Origin of the sequence: Bacillus seohaeanensis, assembly GCF_042684945.1 — a bacterium.
Classification (GTDB): Bacteria; Bacillota; Bacilli; order Bacillales; family Bacillaceae_B; genus Rossellomorea; species Rossellomorea seohaeanensis.
This window is the reverse complement of sequence record NZ_JBHUMF010000029.1, coordinates 38,270-54,106: the sequence shown is the minus strand read 5'-3', so window position 1 is coordinate 54,106 and position 15,837 is coordinate 38,270. Positions and strand designations below refer to the sequence as shown.

General features: G+C 36.8%; 16 protein-coding genes. 15 read left to right on the top strand and 1 reads right to left on the bottom strand.

Features of this window, described 5'->3' with window-relative positions; genetic code table 11:
• Window positions 1-386 precede the first annotated feature (386 nt).
• The 10 genes from ACFSUL_RS11505 (at window position 387) to rsmI (ending at window position 8,035) form a co-directional block, all read left to right on the top strand.
• Window positions 387-602: a sigma factor G inhibitor Gin gene (locus ACFSUL_RS11505; protein WP_377935523.1), complete on the top strand. Its 216-nt coding sequence runs from the start codon at window positions 387-389 to the stop codon at window positions 600-602.
• A 237-nt stretch (window positions 603-839) separates the two neighbouring features.
• Window positions 840-2,282 (top strand): aminotransferase class I/II-fold pyridoxal phosphate-dependent enzyme, encoded by a 1,443-nt coding sequence (locus ACFSUL_RS11500; RefSeq protein ID WP_377935521.1) that lies wholly within the window; start codon window positions 840-842, stop codon window positions 2,280-2,282.
• The gene (tmk, locus tag ACFSUL_RS11495) at window positions 2,279-2,911 is read left to right on the top strand and encodes a dTMP kinase (RefSeq protein ID WP_377935519.1); all 633 of its coding nucleotides are present in this window, start codon (window positions 2,279-2,281) and stop codon (window positions 2,909-2,911) included. Before ACFSUL_RS11500 ends, tmk begins: the two co-directional genes overlap by 4 nt.
• A 204-nt stretch (window positions 2,912-3,115) precedes the next feature.
• The gene (locus ACFSUL_RS11490; RefSeq protein WP_071413688.1) at window positions 3,116-3,445 is read left to right on the top strand and encodes a cyclic-di-AMP receptor; all 330 of its coding nucleotides are present in this window, start codon (window positions 3,116-3,118) and stop codon (window positions 3,443-3,445) included.
• A 147-nt stretch (window positions 3,446-3,592) separates the two neighbouring features.
• Complete coding sequence (gene holB / locus ACFSUL_RS11485; RefSeq protein ID WP_377935516.1) at window positions 3,593-4,579, top strand: DNA polymerase III subunit delta'; 987 nt, start codon at window positions 3,593-3,595, stop codon at window positions 4,577-4,579.
• A gap of 6 nt (window positions 4,580-4,585) precedes the next feature.
• On the top strand, window positions 4,586-5,401 hold the full coding sequence (locus tag ACFSUL_RS11480) for a PSP1 domain-containing protein (protein ID WP_071413690.1): 816 nt from the start codon (window positions 4,586-4,588) through the stop codon (window positions 5,399-5,401).
• A gap of 23 nt (window positions 5,402-5,424) precedes the next feature.
• Complete coding sequence (yabA, locus tag ACFSUL_RS11475; protein WP_071413691.1) at window positions 5,425-5,799, top strand: DNA replication initiation control protein YabA; 375 nt, start codon at window positions 5,425-5,427, stop codon at window positions 5,797-5,799.
• 368 nt (window positions 5,800-6,167) lie between these two features.
• The gene (locus ACFSUL_RS11470; protein WP_377935513.1) at window positions 6,168-6,908 is read left to right on the top strand and encodes a tRNA1(Val) (adenine(37)-N6)-methyltransferase; all 741 of its coding nucleotides are present in this window, start codon (window positions 6,168-6,170) and stop codon (window positions 6,906-6,908) included.
• On the top strand, window positions 6,880-7,155 hold the full coding sequence (locus tag ACFSUL_RS11465; RefSeq protein ID WP_377935511.1) for a GIY-YIG nuclease family protein: 276 nt from the start codon (window positions 6,880-6,882) through the stop codon (window positions 7,153-7,155). Before ACFSUL_RS11470 ends, ACFSUL_RS11465 begins: the two co-directional genes overlap by 29 nt.
• A gap of 7 nt (window positions 7,156-7,162) precedes the next feature.
• Window positions 7,163-8,035 carry a 16S rRNA (cytidine(1402)-2'-O)-methyltransferase gene (rsmI, locus tag ACFSUL_RS11460; RefSeq protein WP_377935509.1) on the top strand — a complete coding sequence of 291 codons (873 nt, stop codon included), beginning with the start codon at window positions 7,163-7,165 and terminating at the stop codon, window positions 8,033-8,035.
• A gap of 249 nt (window positions 8,036-8,284) precedes the next feature.
• Here rsmI and ACFSUL_RS11455 read toward each other — a convergent pair whose 3' ends face one another.
• The gene (locus ACFSUL_RS11455; protein ID WP_071413695.1) at window positions 8,285-8,563 is read right to left on the bottom strand and encodes an AbrB/MazE/SpoVT family DNA-binding domain-containing protein; all 279 of its coding nucleotides are present in this window, start codon (window positions 8,561-8,563) and stop codon (window positions 8,285-8,287) included.
• Between the two features lie 678 nt (window positions 8,564-9,241).
• Between ACFSUL_RS11455 and metG the strand changes: the two genes are divergently transcribed.
• From metG to rsmA, 5 genes are all read left to right on the top strand, one after another.
• A complete protein-coding gene (metG, locus tag ACFSUL_RS11450) occupies window positions 9,242-11,206 on the top strand; it encodes a methionine--tRNA ligase (protein ID WP_377935506.1) in 1,965 nt (654 codons plus the stop codon).
• Between the two features lie 198 nt (window positions 11,207-11,404).
• Window positions 11,405-12,172, top strand: a complete 768-nt coding sequence (locus ACFSUL_RS11445; RefSeq protein WP_377935504.1) for a TatD family hydrolase — start codon at window positions 11,405-11,407, stop codon at window positions 12,170-12,172.
• Between the two features lie 251 nt (window positions 12,173-12,423).
• Window positions 12,424-13,629 carry a ubiquitin-like domain-containing protein gene (locus ACFSUL_RS11440; RefSeq protein WP_377935501.1) on the top strand — a complete coding sequence of 402 codons (1,206 nt, stop codon included), beginning with the start codon at window positions 12,424-12,426 and terminating at the stop codon, window positions 13,627-13,629.
• Between the two features lie 456 nt (window positions 13,630-14,085).
• The gene (rnmV, locus tag ACFSUL_RS11435; RefSeq protein ID WP_377935499.1) at window positions 14,086-14,646 is read left to right on the top strand and encodes a ribonuclease M5; all 561 of its coding nucleotides are present in this window, start codon (window positions 14,086-14,088) and stop codon (window positions 14,644-14,646) included.
• On the top strand, window positions 14,639-15,520 hold the full coding sequence (gene rsmA, locus ACFSUL_RS11430) for a 16S rRNA (adenine(1518)-N(6)/adenine(1519)-N(6))-dimethyltransferase RsmA (RefSeq protein ID WP_377935497.1): 882 nt from the start codon (window positions 14,639-14,641) through the stop codon (window positions 15,518-15,520). Before rnmV ends, rsmA begins: the two co-directional genes overlap by 8 nt.
• Window positions 15,521-15,837 lie beyond the last annotated feature (317 nt).

Below are 15,837 nucleotides of genomic sequence, written 5' to 3'. Positions count from 1 at the left end.
AAGTTAAGCTCTTCAGCGCCAATGGTAGTTGGGGGATCTCCCCCTGCGAGAGTAGGACGTTGCCAGGCAATTTTAAGAAAGCAGCTCATTTTTATGGGCTGCTTTTTGTTGTATGAATAGATAGTGGGGTATAAACTTTAGATAAGAGGGGGGAGTTATGGTGTGTGCCTACTAATCATAATTACCTGCCTAGTAAATACAAAGGGTTGTTCAGTTGGCTACAATGGAGGGATTCAAACCTCAATTTTAACCAAACAATACAATTTTATATAAAGACATACACAGACAGGATTCTAGGCACATAAGATAAATGACAGTATACTTTTTAGTTGTTGTAAATTTCGAATTATGTATACAATTCATAGGTTTTGAGCAGAATAGGTTGTATGGAGGTGGAGAGACACGTGGTAAATATAAAGAATAATCTTGGGGAGAAGTGCATTGTTTGCAATGAAGTAAAATCTTTGGGGATCCATCTATACACATCATTTATCTGCACAGAATGTGAAAAGGAAATGATTCATACGGAAACAAGTAGCCCTTACTATAAATATTATGTTCAAAAACTTAAAAAGGTAAATACTCCAGAAATATACTCTTGACCAAGTCAAAAAGGCTTGGCTTATTTTTTTTGCTTGATAAAAGGCGTGATTATAAGGTAATTATTCACCCATCTTTACATACAAAGTTATTTTTAATTCTTCTAGGTCTTTTTGATACTAGTTTTAGATTCTAGTGTGATTTTTTCATTTTTTTAGAATTGCTTACTAGAGCTATTTCAGCTACCTTTTCTTTTTGTTACGATAAAGTAGAATATTGTTTTTAGGAAGGAAGTAACAATGATTAGTGATCAAAGTCGAATGCCGCTTGTAGAAGCGATGGAGGGGCATATGAAAGGTAATCCTATTTCCTTTCATGTACCAGGTCATAAAAATGGTTTATTAATAAAAGGGGACCGTCAGCAGGAGTTTTTGAGGTGTGACTTGACAGAGCTATCAGGACTTGATGATTTACATGAACCGGCCGAGGCAATTGCGGAGGCAGAGCAGCTATTAAGTGATTATTATAAAACGAAAAAGAGTTATTTTTTAGTAAATGGGAGCACGGTAGGGAATCTTGCTTCTATCATGTCTTCTTGCAAACAAGGAGAGATTGTTTTTGTTCAAAGGAATTGTCATAAGTCGGTGTTGCATGGAATAAGGCTCGCTAAGGCAGTGCCAGTATTTTTAGAAACAGAGTGGGATGCAAAATCACAAACGGCATTAGGGGTATCGCTAGACACAGTGAAGAGTGCCTTGGAACAGTTCCCACAAGCTAAGGCTTGTGTCCTTACCTACCCAACCTACTATGGATTAACTTATCCGATTCAAGCTATTATAAAAGAGCTCCACAAGTGCGGGATACTTGTTATTATTGATGAAGCACATGGACCACACTTCGGGGCTTGGAAGGGTTTGCCGCTTTCTACATTGCAAATGGGGGCTGATCTTGTTGTTCATTCTGCTCATAAAATGTTGCCTGCTATGACAATGGGGTCGTTTTTACATATTAATAATGATCGAGTGAATAAGGATATAGTAAAAAGTTATGTGAGTATGCTGCAGTCCAGCAGTCCATCCTATCCAATTATGGCTTCTTTAGACTATGCTCGTTACTATATTGCTTGTCTTTCAAGGGAAGAAATTAGACTGAATCAAGTACTAGTTGATAAATTTATTCATTCGTTAGAAAGTATCGATACAATGTTAAAGGTTGTTCGTACGGATGACCCGCTAAAGGTTCTTGTTAGGTGGGAAGGCGTATCTGGATATGACTTTCAACGTGCATTGGAAATGGAAGGGGTATATACGGAGTTGGCAGACCCGTATCAAGTATTATTTATCTTGCCATTAGTAAAAACAAAGGTTGATTTTCCTTTTAAAGAAGCGTTAGAAAAAATCAGTTGTGCTATTAAAAATGCCAATATAGATAAAAGGGAAATAAAATTGTTCGAACCGCTACCTAGAATAAATAAAATTTCTTCTTTAGCTTTATCACTTGAAGAGATGGAAGTGAAAAAGGAGAAGTGGATAAGGCTAGAGGATTCTATTGGTTATATCTCTTCTCAAATGGTTATTCCTTATCCACCTGGCATTCCAACTCTTATTCCGGGAGAAAGAGTGACAGAGGATAAGGTAAAAATAATGAAAAGCTATTGGGAAAATGGAGCGAAAATACAAGGGAATCATAGATTAGACGATGGGCAAATTGCCGTTTACGATATGTTGGAGGTAGAAGGATGAAAAAAGGATTATTTATTACAGTGGAGGGACCTGAAGGAGCTGGTAAGTCTACAGTTCTTTCCCAATTGGGTCAAAAGCTCGTAGAAGATGGCCATCATGTTGTCCAAACAAGGGAGCCCGGTGGTATTTCGATTGCAGAGCAAATAAGAGAGGTTATTTTAAATAAAGAGAATATCGAAATGGATGAACGGACGGAAGCACTTTTGTATGCTGCGGCTAGAAGACAACATTTAGTGGAAAAAGTAATTCCTGCAGTAAAAGAAGGAGCTATTGTCATTTGTGACAGGTTTATTGACAGCTCACTTGCTTATCAAGGGCATGCTAGAGGCATTGGTATGGACGAGGTACTCGAAATTAACCAATTTGCTATTAAAGACACAATGCCGGATTTAACATTATACTTTGATATTTCCCCGGAGATTGGATTACAGCGAATTAAAAAACATAGTGGAAGAGAAGTAAACCGCCTCGATTTGGAGAAAATTGAATTTCATGAAAAGGTAAGAGAAGGCTATCATATTTTATTGAAAAAATTTCCGGATAGAATGAAGACAATAGACGCGAGTCAACCAATCGATCATGTATTGAAAGACAGTTATGATATCGTTGTAAAATTTTTACAAGGGTAATATATCTAAGAGCTTATAATTCCGCAAAGGAAACGATTGTTTACTAAGATACTCGCAATTCCGTTTTAACCTTGTTAAATCATATTTTTTAGTAAAATCAATAAGTTAAATTCACTATTGTCTTGTCTAGATAAACAATTCCCATGTATGAACATCGTTTTTCTTGCTATAATGAAAAAAAGAAACGAAACGGAGGAAGTATGGATGAAGCTTATAATGGCTGTGGTGCAAGATAAGGATAGCAACAGACTTTCAAATGCTTTAATGGATCATAATTTCCGTTCAACAAAATTGGCAAGTACAGGTGGCTTTTTGAAATCGGGTAATACTACTTTTATTATAGGCACAGATGATATTCGAGTAGATAAGGCTCTTCAAGTTATTAAAGATAACTGTTCCTCAAGAGAACAAATGGTCGCACCTGTTTCCCCAATGGGAGGAAACGCTGACTCATATGTTCCGTACCCTGTGGAAGTGGAAGTCGGTGGTGCTACAGTGTTTGTTATGCCAGTCGAACAGTTTCATCAATTTTGATGGATGTATGGAATCAGTCGATTCTTAGTAGATTGAACTAATAGAGGATATGTTGAACGAATAAGAGCATTTAGTAATATGTTAAAGACAATTAGAGAAATCAAAGGTTTGCTTATCAACCTGTATAGGTAAGAGAGTGGTAATTTTATGTTAAATTGGGAAGAACTTCAGCAATCGCAACTAGTTGTGTTGCAAATGATTCAAAACAGTATGAAAAAAAAACGTGTGGCTCATGCGTATCTTTTTGAAGGGGAAAAAGGTACAAGGAAAAGAGATGTAAGTCTCTTATTTGCTAAGTCAATACTATGTGAACGACCGGAAAATGGAGTAGCATGTGAAAGCTGTTCGAACTGTAAAAGAATAAATAATGGAAATCATCCTGATTTACATCTTATTGAACCAGATGGATTATCAATAAAAAAAGAGCAAATTAAAAACTTGCAAGCAGAGTTTACTAAAACAGGTGTCGAATCGAACAAGAAAATCTACATTGTAGTGCATGCGGATAAGATGACGCCCAATGCAGCTAATAGCTTATTAAAATTTCTAGAAGAACCTTCCTCTGAAACAATGGCGATATTGATAACAGAACAAGTTCATCGGATTTTGCCTACTATTATTTCAAGGTGTCAGATGATTTCCTTTAAGCCTCTTCCTAAAGAACAGTTAGAAAAACAGTTGCTAAATGAAGGAATCCATCCTAACCTAGCAGTGTTGGCTTCCAATTTAACCAATAATTACGAGGAAGCTGTAGAAATATGTCGTAATGAGTGGTTTGCACAAGCCAGATTAATAGTGTTAAAATTGTATGAAGTCCTCCAAAAGAGTCCTTTTCAAGCAATGGTTAAAATTCAGGAGGATTTTATGCAGCATTTTAAGGAGAAAGATCAAATTGAACGGGCATTAGATCTTTTACTTCTAATATATAAAGACTTACTTCAAATCCAGTTAGGTAAAGAAGAACATTTAATTTTTCCAGATCAACAAGGACTATGGAAGTCAAACGCACTTCAAGTTTCCACGAGTCGTCTTTCCAATAATATGACGTCAATACTTGAAGCAAAACGTAAATTGAACGCCAATATGAATTCTCAGCTGTTATTGGAACAGCTTGTGCTAAGATTGCAGGGGTGATTTCCTTTGTACGATGTTGTTGGAGTACGCTTTAAAAAAGCGGGCAAAATATACTACTTTGATCCCGGAGAGCTAGACGTTCAGAAGGATAGTTATGTGATCGTCGAGACTGTCCGAGGAGTGGAGTACGGTAAAGTCGTCGTAGCTAGAAAGCAAGTTGAAGAAAATGATGTTGTATTGCCTCTTAAAAAGGTAATTAGAATTGCAGATCAAAAGGACAAGATGATTGTCGAAGAAAATAAAATATCTGCAGTAGAAGCATACAATGTCTGTACAGATAAAATTTCACAACATCAACTAGATATGAAGCTAGTCGATGTCGAATATACATTTGATCGTAATAAAGTCATTTTTTATTTTACAGCCGATGGGAGAGTGGATTTCCGCGAGCTCGTAAAAGATTTGGCATCCATATTCCGTACACGCATAGAGCTTCGTCAGATAGGTGTTCGTGATGAAGCGAAAATGCTTGGCGGTATCGGTCCGTGTGGCCGTATGCTTTGTTGTTCTACCTTCCTAGGAGATTTTGAACCTGTTTCTATTAAAATGGCGAAAGACCAAAATCTCTCCTTAAATCCTACAAAGATTTCTGGTTTATGCGGTCGTCTTATGTGCTGCTTGAAGTACGAGAACGATGAGTATGAGACAGCAAAAGAGGAACTTCCAGACATAGGAGAGGTCATCAAGACGCCTCATGGAAAAGGAAAAGTGGTAGGTCTGAATATTCTTGAACGCGTTCTTCAAGTGAAGATTAAAGAAGAAGATCGAGTATTAGAATTTACATTAGATGAAATAATGAACGATAATCCCGTATCATTTTAAGCCACAGAATGAGGTGTAATTTCGTGGATAAAAAAGAGTTCTTTGATTCAGTCAGTAATATGGAAAAACAAATGGGAGATCTATATAAACAATTAGGTGAGCTAAAGCAAGTTCTTGCAGGGATGCTGGAAGAAAATACGTCTATGCAGCTTGAAAATGAACACTTACGAAGAAGACTGGAGCAGACGGAGAACTCACCGAAAAATTCCCTTGCTGGCAATGATACTATTGCTGAAAATATAGAGCACAATCATGAAAAAGTAATGGATATTGGAGAAGGTTATGACAATCTTGCCCGTTTATATCAAGAAGGGTTCCATATATGTAATGTTCATTTTGGAAGTCCCCGAAAAGACGAAGATTGTCTATTCTGCTTATCTTTTCTTAATAAAAAGTAAGAAAACATGCTTTTCATACATTCGGCATAAAGTGAAACTTCAATCAGTTGGGAGTCTTTCTTCTTTAACTGATTGTTAGTCCTGTTTTACTGTCGCTAAGGCTCCACTTTTCAATGGAAGCTTAACTGACAGTACGAACCCGATTGGTTTAACTAAACCTCTGCTGACGCATCGGTAAGTTTTACTTTATCTCACCAATCGGGCATTTATGGGCAGTTATCCCCCACCTAGCTTTGGCGGTTTCTCTAAGCCTTGAGGTGGGGATTTACTGCCCGTTAATGCGGGATAAAATAGGACCTCCCCTATCAAGGTAAGAGCATATCTTTTAGGGGAAGGTCCTTTTATTTTGGAAAAAGCGAGGGAACATCATGTTAAAAGCAGATGAGAGATTGGACTACTTACTAGCGGAAGATTTAAGAATAATACAAAGTCCGTCTGTTTTTTCTTTTTCACTTGACGCTGTTCTTTTGGCAAATTTCAGCTATGTCCCATTTCAAAGAGGAAAAATAGTTGATCTTTGCTCAGGGAACGGAATTATTCCGTTATTGCTAAGTGTCAGAACAAAAGCTGAGATTACAGGGGTAGAGATTCAGGAAAGATTAGTGGATATGGCGGAAAGAAGTATTCATTATAATCAACTGAATCATAAGATTAAAATGGTTTTGGGTGATGTTAAGGAAATAAAGGGTTTATTGGACCATAGCAAGTATGATGTTGTAACATGCAACCCACCTTATTTCACAACTACTCCAGGAAACAAAAAGAATATGAATGAACATTATGCTATTGCCCGTCATGAACTTCTTTGTACACTAGAGGATGTTGTAAAAGCAGCAAGCTTTGTGTTGAAGCAAGGGGGAAAAGCAAGTTTTGTCCATCGTCCTGGTCGTTTAATGGATCTACTATCTTTAATGAGAAAATATCGATTAGAACCAAAAAGGCTTCGTTTTGTTTACCCAAAAGAGGGAAAAGAAGCGCATACTATACTAGTGGAGGGAATTAAGGATGGTAAGCCAGACTTGAAGGTTCTTTCTCCATTATATGTATATAATGAGAAAAATGAATATACGAAGGAAGTGCATGAAATACTTTATGGAAAAGAGCAATAACCATTTCTTTTATGTACTCGAATGCAGGGATGGGTCGTATTATGGCGGCTACACAACAGATATTAAAAGACGATTAATACAGCATAATAAGGGAAAAGGGGCAAAATATACTCGCTCCAGAGGCCCTGTCCATTTGTTACATTGCAAGGAATATCCTTCACAAAGGGAAGCGATGCAGGCAGAGTACCAATTTAAACAATTGACAAGAGCGCAAAAAGAAAAATATTTACATGAAGAAAGAGGGTGACAATCTAGTGAATCAACAAAAGAGTTATCAAGAAAGCAACAAAGGCAGTCTCTATTTAGTACCGACACCAATTGGTAATTTAGAAGATATGACGTTTCGAGCTATTCGAATGATGAAGGAAGCAAATTTCATAGCAGCAGAAGATACGAGAAATACGAAGAAGCTTTGTAATTACTTTGAAATAGATACGCCTATCATTAGTTATCATGAACATAATAAAGAGGAGAGCGGTGCCAAATTATTAGAAAAGATGGCGAGTGGAGAAGTAATTGCATTAGTAAGTGATGCCGGGATGCCATCGATATCAGATCCTGGGTATGAACTTGTTGTAAGTGCAATTGAAAAGGAGATTCCCGTTATTCCATTACCTGGAGCAAATGCAGCTCTTACCGCTCTAATAGCGTCAGGATTAGCACCTCAGCCATTTTATTTTTATGGTTTTTTAAATAGAAACAAGAAAGAGAAAAGAGCAGAATTAAAGTTACTTGGAAAATTGACAGATACATTTATTCTTTACGAATCGCCACACAGACTAAAAGAAACATTAAAGGAATTACATACAGCGCTAGGCAACAGACAAATAGTTATTTGTCGTGAGCTTACGAAAAAATTTGAAGAGTTTGTAAGGGGAACGCTAGAAGAAGTAATGGAATGGTCCAATGACGGGGAAGTTCGAGGTGAATTCTGCCTTCTAATTGAAGGAGCTAAAGAAACGGTTAGTGAGGAAGAATTGTACTGGTGGCAAGAACTTTCATTACGAGAGCATGTCGAACATTATATAGAGGAAGATGAACTCCCCTCTAAAGAGGCAATTAAAAAAGTCGCAAAAGAAAGAGGAGTAGCCAAGCGCGAAGTATATCAGGCTTATCACGTGGATTAAGAATAAATACTATTGACCCTTGGGACCTTGAGTTAGTAGATTAGATACTAATACGAAATTTTTACACTCTTTTATCTTTTAAGAAGCCTGTTATCTGTTTGTGGGAAATAGACCGTTCCTTTCTGCTCCAGCCCATTCTATGTTTTCAACTGCTGTTAAAAGTAACATGCTTTTAGAATACAAGCCTTTAAAAAAGGACAGGATTCATCTTGTGAATCCTGTCCTTTTTTCATTATAACAAGTCGTCTATTATTTATTGAAGCTGTCTTGGATTTCTTTAATTAATTGTTCTGCACCTTCACGGCTTAAAATAAGTTTTCCGTCTGCAAGTGTGATATTATCATCAGAAACTTCACCAGTGATTTGGCAAGTCATGCTTGGTTTGTATTTTTTCAAGATGATACGATCATCATCAACATAAATTTCTAGTGCATCTTTCTCAGCAATACCTAACGTACGGCGTAGCTCGATAGGTATAACGACACGACCTAATTCATCAACTTTTCTTACAATACCTGTAGATTTCATTCAATATTCTCCTCCTAATATATTATTAGTTCTCTCTCTATCTATTAATTCGCCAACATTCGACAAAATTCTTAATGTTTCTTTTATCATATCAGTGATTCCAATATTCGTCAATAATTAAATTTGTAAAATTTTATCTAATTTGCGAATGCAGAATGTTGATTTAACGGGAATTTGCAGTGGACAAAAAAGCCTATAATTCCAATTAAACCCTTATCATATAAAGGTTTTAATTAAGGATAATTTCATATAACAAACTAAAATTAACTTAATTCGACAATATTCGACAATTACTCATTCTTATTTTAATAAATTCGACAAACAATAGGACTTGGTTGCAGAAATGGCTTATTTTAGGTATATTTTGATGATATAAGAGGTTATGATGTAAGTTAGTAGTAATGGATTAAAAGAGGTTTATTCAAAAAGTCAAAGAAACATAATTAACGGATTTTTATGTTAGTATAACCTTAGTTGCTCATGCAGTAAATGTTAATGATTTTGAAAGAGTGAGCTGGCATATTCTTAGACTTTTTGATTCTTTTTGTACCCTTTTTTAACATATTAAAAAACATTTAATTCATTACATAACATTAGTTTTTGTACCCCACTATACTTTACGTACAGATGTGTTTGTTTTTAAGGGTAAAGTAAAAAATGTTAAAGGAGGAATAAAATATGGAAGATAAATTAAAAACCTTCTATATAACGACACCGATTTACTATCCAAGCGGGAACCTACATATTGGACATGCATACACTACCGTCGCTGGAGATGCTATGGCTCGTTATAAGCGCTTGCGTGGATATGATGTTAGATACTTAACTGGGACGGATGAACACGGTCAAAAAATTCAAAGAAAAGCAGAAGAGGAAGGCATTTCTCCACAAGCTTATGTTGATGGAATTGTGGCAGGGATTAAAGACCTTTGGGAAAAGCTAGATATATCTTATGATGACTTTATTAGAACAACGGAAAAAAGGCATAAAGATATTGTCGAAAAAATATTTAATCGACTAGTAGAACAAGGAGATATCTACTTAGATGAGTATGAAGGCTGGTATTGTACTCCTTGTGAATCCTTCTTTACAGAAAGACAATTAGAAGATGGAAATTGTCCAGACTGTGGAAGACCGGTAGAAAAGGTAAAAGAGGAATCTTATTTCTTTAAAATGAGTAAGTATGTTGATCGCCTTTTAGCTTTCTATGAGGAAAATCCAGAGTTTATTCAACCAGAATCTCGTAAAAATGAAATGATCAACAATTTCATTAAACCAGGTTTAGAGGATTTAGCAGTATCGAGAACGACATTTGATTGGGGAGTAAAAGTTCCAGGAAATCCAAAACATGTTATATATGTATGGATTGATGCATTATCAAACTATATAACTGCTCTTGGGTATGGTAGTGAAAATGACGCTAATTATCTTAAATACTGGCCTGCAGATGTGCATTTAGTTGGGAAGGAAATTGTTCGGTTCCATACAATCTATTGGCCAATTATGCTAATGGCATTAGATCTTCCACTACCGAAGAAGGTTTTTGCCCATGGTTGGTTATTAATGAAAGATGGAAAAATGTCAAAATCAAAAGGGAATGTAGTAGATCCTGTTACATTGATTGACCGTTACGGATTAGATTCCCTACGCTATTATCTATTGAGAGAAGTACCGTTTGGATCGGATGGAGTATTTACGCCAGAGGGGTTTGTAGAAAGAGTTAATTTTGACCTAGCGAATGACTTAGGAAATCTATTAAATCGTACTGTTGCGATGGTAAATAAATATTTTGATGGTGTAATACCTGCTTACAAAGGTTCTAATGGTGAGTACGACAAACAGTTGCTTACAATTAATCAAGAAACGGTGAAAAAATATGAAGAAGCAATGGAGAGCATGGAGTTTTCTGTTGCACTATCCAACCTATGGGTACTTGTTAGCCGAACGAATAAATATATCGATGAAACGCAGCCGTGGGTTCTAGCAAAAGAAGAAAGTCAAAAGGATGAATTAGCAAGTGTTATGACACATCTTGCTGAATCCTTACGAAGAATTGCTGTTTTATTAAAGCCATTTTTAACGAAAACACCAAATAATATCTTCGAACAATTAAACATTCATGATGAAGGGTTGAGAAGTTGGGAGAGTTTGGAGAAATTTGGCGTGATTCCAGAAGGTACAGAAGTGGTGAAAAAAGGGGAACCTATTTTTCCACGTCTTGATTTAAAGGAAGAAGTAGAATACATCAAAAACAAGATGCAAGGGTCTAGTCCAACTACTTCTGAAAAGGAAGAGCAGAAACAAACGGAAGAACAGCAGGAAGAAATAACGCTAGATGACTTTATGAAGATTGATTTAAGAGTAGCAGAAGTAGTAGCTGCCGAACCAGTAAAAAAAGCCGACAAACTTCTCAAGCTTCAACTCGATCTTGGTTACGAAAAACGACAAGTTGTGTCAGGTATCGCTAAATTTTATCAACCAGAGCAATTGGTTGGAATGAAAGTAATCTGTATTACTAATTTAAAGCCAGTAAAGTTACGTGGTGAATTATCTCAAGGAATGATTCTTGCAGGGGAAGAGGATGGAGTGCTTTCCTTAGCTTCTGTTGATCAAAGTTTACCAAATGGTGCAAAGGTAAAATAAGAAAACGTGGTTACGTATATTCCGTTTTTAACAAGGGTGTTTCACGTGAAACACCCTTGTTTTACATAGAAGAAATAGTTTTATACTGAATACTATTTGGGAATAATAAAATCTTATATGTAATTTAATTGTTATATTTTTGTTATGCTTGTCATCGTTTTTTATATTAAAATTATCTTTTAATAAGGAGTGTTTTTGTTGTTATTTGATACTCATGTTCATTTGAACGCAGAACAATTTGATGAAGATGTAGAAGAAGTAATGGAAAGGGCAAAAGAAACGGGAGTAGAATACATGGTTGTTGTTGGTTTTGATCGACCGACAATTAATCGTGCCCTCGAGCTTGTTGAGAAATATGACTTCTTATATGCCAGTGTAGGATGGCACCCTGTTGATGCAATTGATATGGAAGAAGAGGATCTACAATGGATAGAAGAACTTGCTTCCCATCCTAAAGTGGTCGCGATTGGAGAAATGGGTCTTGATTATCACTGGGATAAATCTCCAAGGGACGTACAACAAGATGTTTTTAGAAAACAAATCCAACTAGCCAAAAGGGTAAAATTACCAATCATTATACATAATAGAGAGGCAACTCAAGATATTGTCGATATTTTAAGGGAAGAGAGTGCACAGGAAGTAGGCGGTATTATGCACTGTTTTAGCGGTAGTTCGGAAGTTGCTCAACAGTGTATTGACATGAATTTTTATATATCACTTGGTGGACCGGTAACATTCAAAAATGCGAAGAAACCAAAAGAAGTAGCAAAGGAAATTCCGTTAGATAATATGCTCGTCGAAACAGACTGCCCATTTTTAGCACCCCATCCGTATAGAGGGAAACGAAATGAGCCTGCTTATGTAAGGCTAGTAGCACAGCAAATTGCAGAGATAAAAGAGATCACTGTGGAAGAAGTCGAGGAGATCACGACCGAAAATGCAAAAAGATTATTCGGCATAATGTGATAGATAATGTTGTCGAAACTTGGGGGGACTTGTCCAAATGGTTTCCAAAAACAAAAAGTTCTACAAGGCTTATTCATTTCATAGGATAACCGTGTCGATAAATTCCCCTTTCTTTTTTTTCTAAGCTTCGGCATAATTATGGTTATGTTCCCAGTTGGTTCCTTATTTTACTAGATTACTAAAATGGGTGTTTGGGTTGACAGTCAAAAAAATACTCTATATAATCACTCCGAGTAAAGGAGGCGTATTTCATGAACCTTAAAAACATGAAAAGCCTGTTTTCCAAGTCTTTGAGTCGAAGAAAAGGGGTCATCGCTACTGGAATGCTTGTAGCCTTTGCTGCAATAGTAGGCTTCTTGTTCTATGAAGGAACGAAGAAGACGGTGGCGTTGACCTTAGATGGTGAACAGAAGGAAATAAGGACGCACGCAAGTACGATTAAAGATATATTGAAAGATTTAAAGATTTCAACCCATTCACGAGATTATTTATACCCGACTGAATCAACCGAGGTAACAAATAATATGAAAGTAATTTGGGAACCGGCGAAACAGGTGAAGGTTTTAGTAGGAAACAAAGAAAAAAGTATTTGGACTACTGCTGATACTGTAAAGGAAATGCTCTCGGATAAAGAGATAGAATTAGGAGAGCACGACAAAATTTCACCAAGTCTTGATCAAAAGATAACTGGGAATATGAAGGTGAAGATTGATACCGCTTTTTCATTTAAGTTAGTCGATGGTGGAAAAGAGAAAAAGGTGTGGTCTACTTCGACTACGGTCGCTGACTTTTTAAAGCAACAAGGAATTAAACTTAATGATTCAGACCGTGTTGAACCAAGTTTAGACAAAGTAGTGAAAGCTAATGATATTGTAAAAGTCACTCGAGTTGAAAAAGTCACCGATGTAGTGGAAGAGCCAACTGATTATGCCGTTGTTACAAAAAAAGATTCGGACCTGTCAAAAGGGAAAGAAGAAATTGTTCAGCAAGGTGAAAAAGGTCTTGTTGAGAGAAAATACGAAATTGTAAAGGAAAATGGCAAAGAAGTCTCCCGAAAGTTACTTAGTGAAAAGACGTTGAAAGAAAGTAAGGATAAGGTTGTAAATGTAGGAACAAAAGTGCTAGTTGCACAAGTCTCCCGTGGAGCTTCTGATTCAAGCGGTGGTGGGCAGGAGTTTTATGTTAATTCGACTGCTTATACAGGTAGCTGTAATGGCTGTTCAGGTGTAACGTCTACAGGGATTAATTTAAACGCGAATCCAAACGTAAAAGTAATCGCAGTGGACCCTTCCGTTATTCCATTAGGGACAAAAGTATATGTAGAAGGATATGGGTATGCTGTAGCAGCAGACACTGGTTCCGCTATTAGAGGACATAAAATTGATGTATTCTTTTCCTCTAAATCGGATGCATATCGATGGGGAAGAAAACAAGTGAAAGTAAAAATACTTAACTAATCATGAAGCAGGGGGGATTCTCCTGCTTTTTTTCTTGTTCTAGTTGCAGTGGCTAGCCCCTCGAAGATATTTTAGCTTTTATATTTAGTGTTTGTTGATTACTTACAGTGTCAGTCCCTAGTAGACGACGGCACGTTGTTAAAGGGGGAGTCATCATTTTTTTAAAAGAAATAGGGATAGACTCCTTTTCCTTTTTAATAGGTCATCTTTACCAAGCCGCTTCCACTTTTCGTTTTTGTTCTAGTTGCAGCGGCTAATTCGCTGTGAAAAAGATGATCGCTCTCTAAAGGCAAAAAGCACCTTTTGAGAGCAATCCCTATTTTCTTCACGAGTTGATCAAGCCACTTCCACTTTTCGTTTTTGTTCTAGGCGATAATAATCGTTATAATAGTAAAAAGTCTTCTCGTATATTAGACGGTTATGTTAGAAAAATGTTTCAAGTATTTGGAGGAAAAAATGAAAATAAAAGAAATTATTGTAGTGGAGGGTAGAGATGATACAGTCGCTATTCACCGAGCTGTTGAAGCGGATACGATAGAGACGAATGGTTCAGCTGTGTCCCGCTCTACTTTAGAGAAAATTAAACACGCGCAGGAGAAAAGAGGCGTTATCATCTTTACAGATCCCGATTATCCTGGAGAAAGAATAAGAAAAAAGGTTAGTGAATATGTCCAAGGGTGCAAGCATGCGTTTCTACATAAGAAAGATGCTCTTCCTAAGCATGGAAGGGGAATAGGAGTGGAGCACGCCACGCCAGAGGCGATACGAGAGGCGCTTAGTGAAGCCTACTTAGTAAACGAAGTGCTTCCAGAAGTGATAACAAAGGAAGACCTCATGGATGCGGGTCTTATTGGAGGTCCAAAAGCAAAAGAACGTCGAGAAAAGCTTGGTGAGAAATTGCGTATTGGATACACTAATGGAAAGCAGTTACATAAACGACTAATGATGTTTGAAATTAGTAAAGAAGAGTTTCGCCAAGCACTAATGGGGATTTTACAGGAGGAAAATAATGCTTAAAGATATCGCAACACCTATTCGTACAAAAGAAATTCTAAAGAAATATGGGTTTTCATTTAAGAAAAGTTTAGGGCAGAACTTTTTAATTGATCCCAATATTTTAAGAAATATAACAGAGCACGCAGGATTGACGAAAAATACTGCTGCTATAGAAATTGGTCCTGGAATTGGGGCATTAACCGAACAACTTGCAAGAACATCTGGTAAGGTTCTTGCTTTTGAAATCGACCAACGTTTAATACCAATTTTAAAAGATACATTGTCTCCTTATAATAATGTCACTATTGTCAATGAGGATGTTCTTAAAGCAGATGTGAAAGCGGTGATGGACCAAGAACTCCAAGGGTTTGATGATATTATGGTTGTTGCTAATCTTCCTTACTATGTAACGACACCAATTATTTTAAAGCTATTAATGGAAAAACTTCCGATTCGAGGCATCTGCGTTATGCTACAAAAGGAAGTCGGAGACCGCATTTCAGCAAAGCCTGGAACGAAAGAATATGGTTCTCTTTCAATTGCTATTCAATACTATACAGAAGCAGAAATGGTTATGACCGTACCGAAAACAGTGTTTATGCCGCAACCAAATGTTGACTCTGCTGTTATAAGGCTTACGAAGCGAGAAAAACCTCCTGTTGATGTTAAGGATGAGGATTTTCTATTTTTTATTACTCGTTCCTCCTTTGCTCAAAGACGGAAAACGATTCTTAACAATTTAACAAGTCAGCTCCCAAATGGAAAAGAAAAGAAAGAAGCGATACTCGAAGCGCTTCAATCCGCTGGGGTGGACCCAACAAGAAGAGGAGAAACTTTGTCTATTGAAGAATTTGCTCTGTTAAGCGATCATCTTTTGCCTAATTTTAAAAAATGAACAGGTTAGGAAAATAACATTACACCTCGTACTTCCTTTGTGGAGTACGAGGTGTAATGTTTATTTGGCGATATTTGTATAGGTTCTATTCATTCATGATGCCAATTCTCTGCCTGATTTTTAGGGATAAGACTGATGGGGAATAGTGGCTATTCCATATAGGAAATCACTTATCTCACCTATGCTGCATAAGTTATCAAAGGGAATTAATAAGTAATGATATGGAATGATGTGTTTGTCGTTACCTCTCTTCCCGAGGGTACATGATCTTGATGGGAGAATGGCCATCTCCACTAAGGAAGGATTTGCTGTACCCC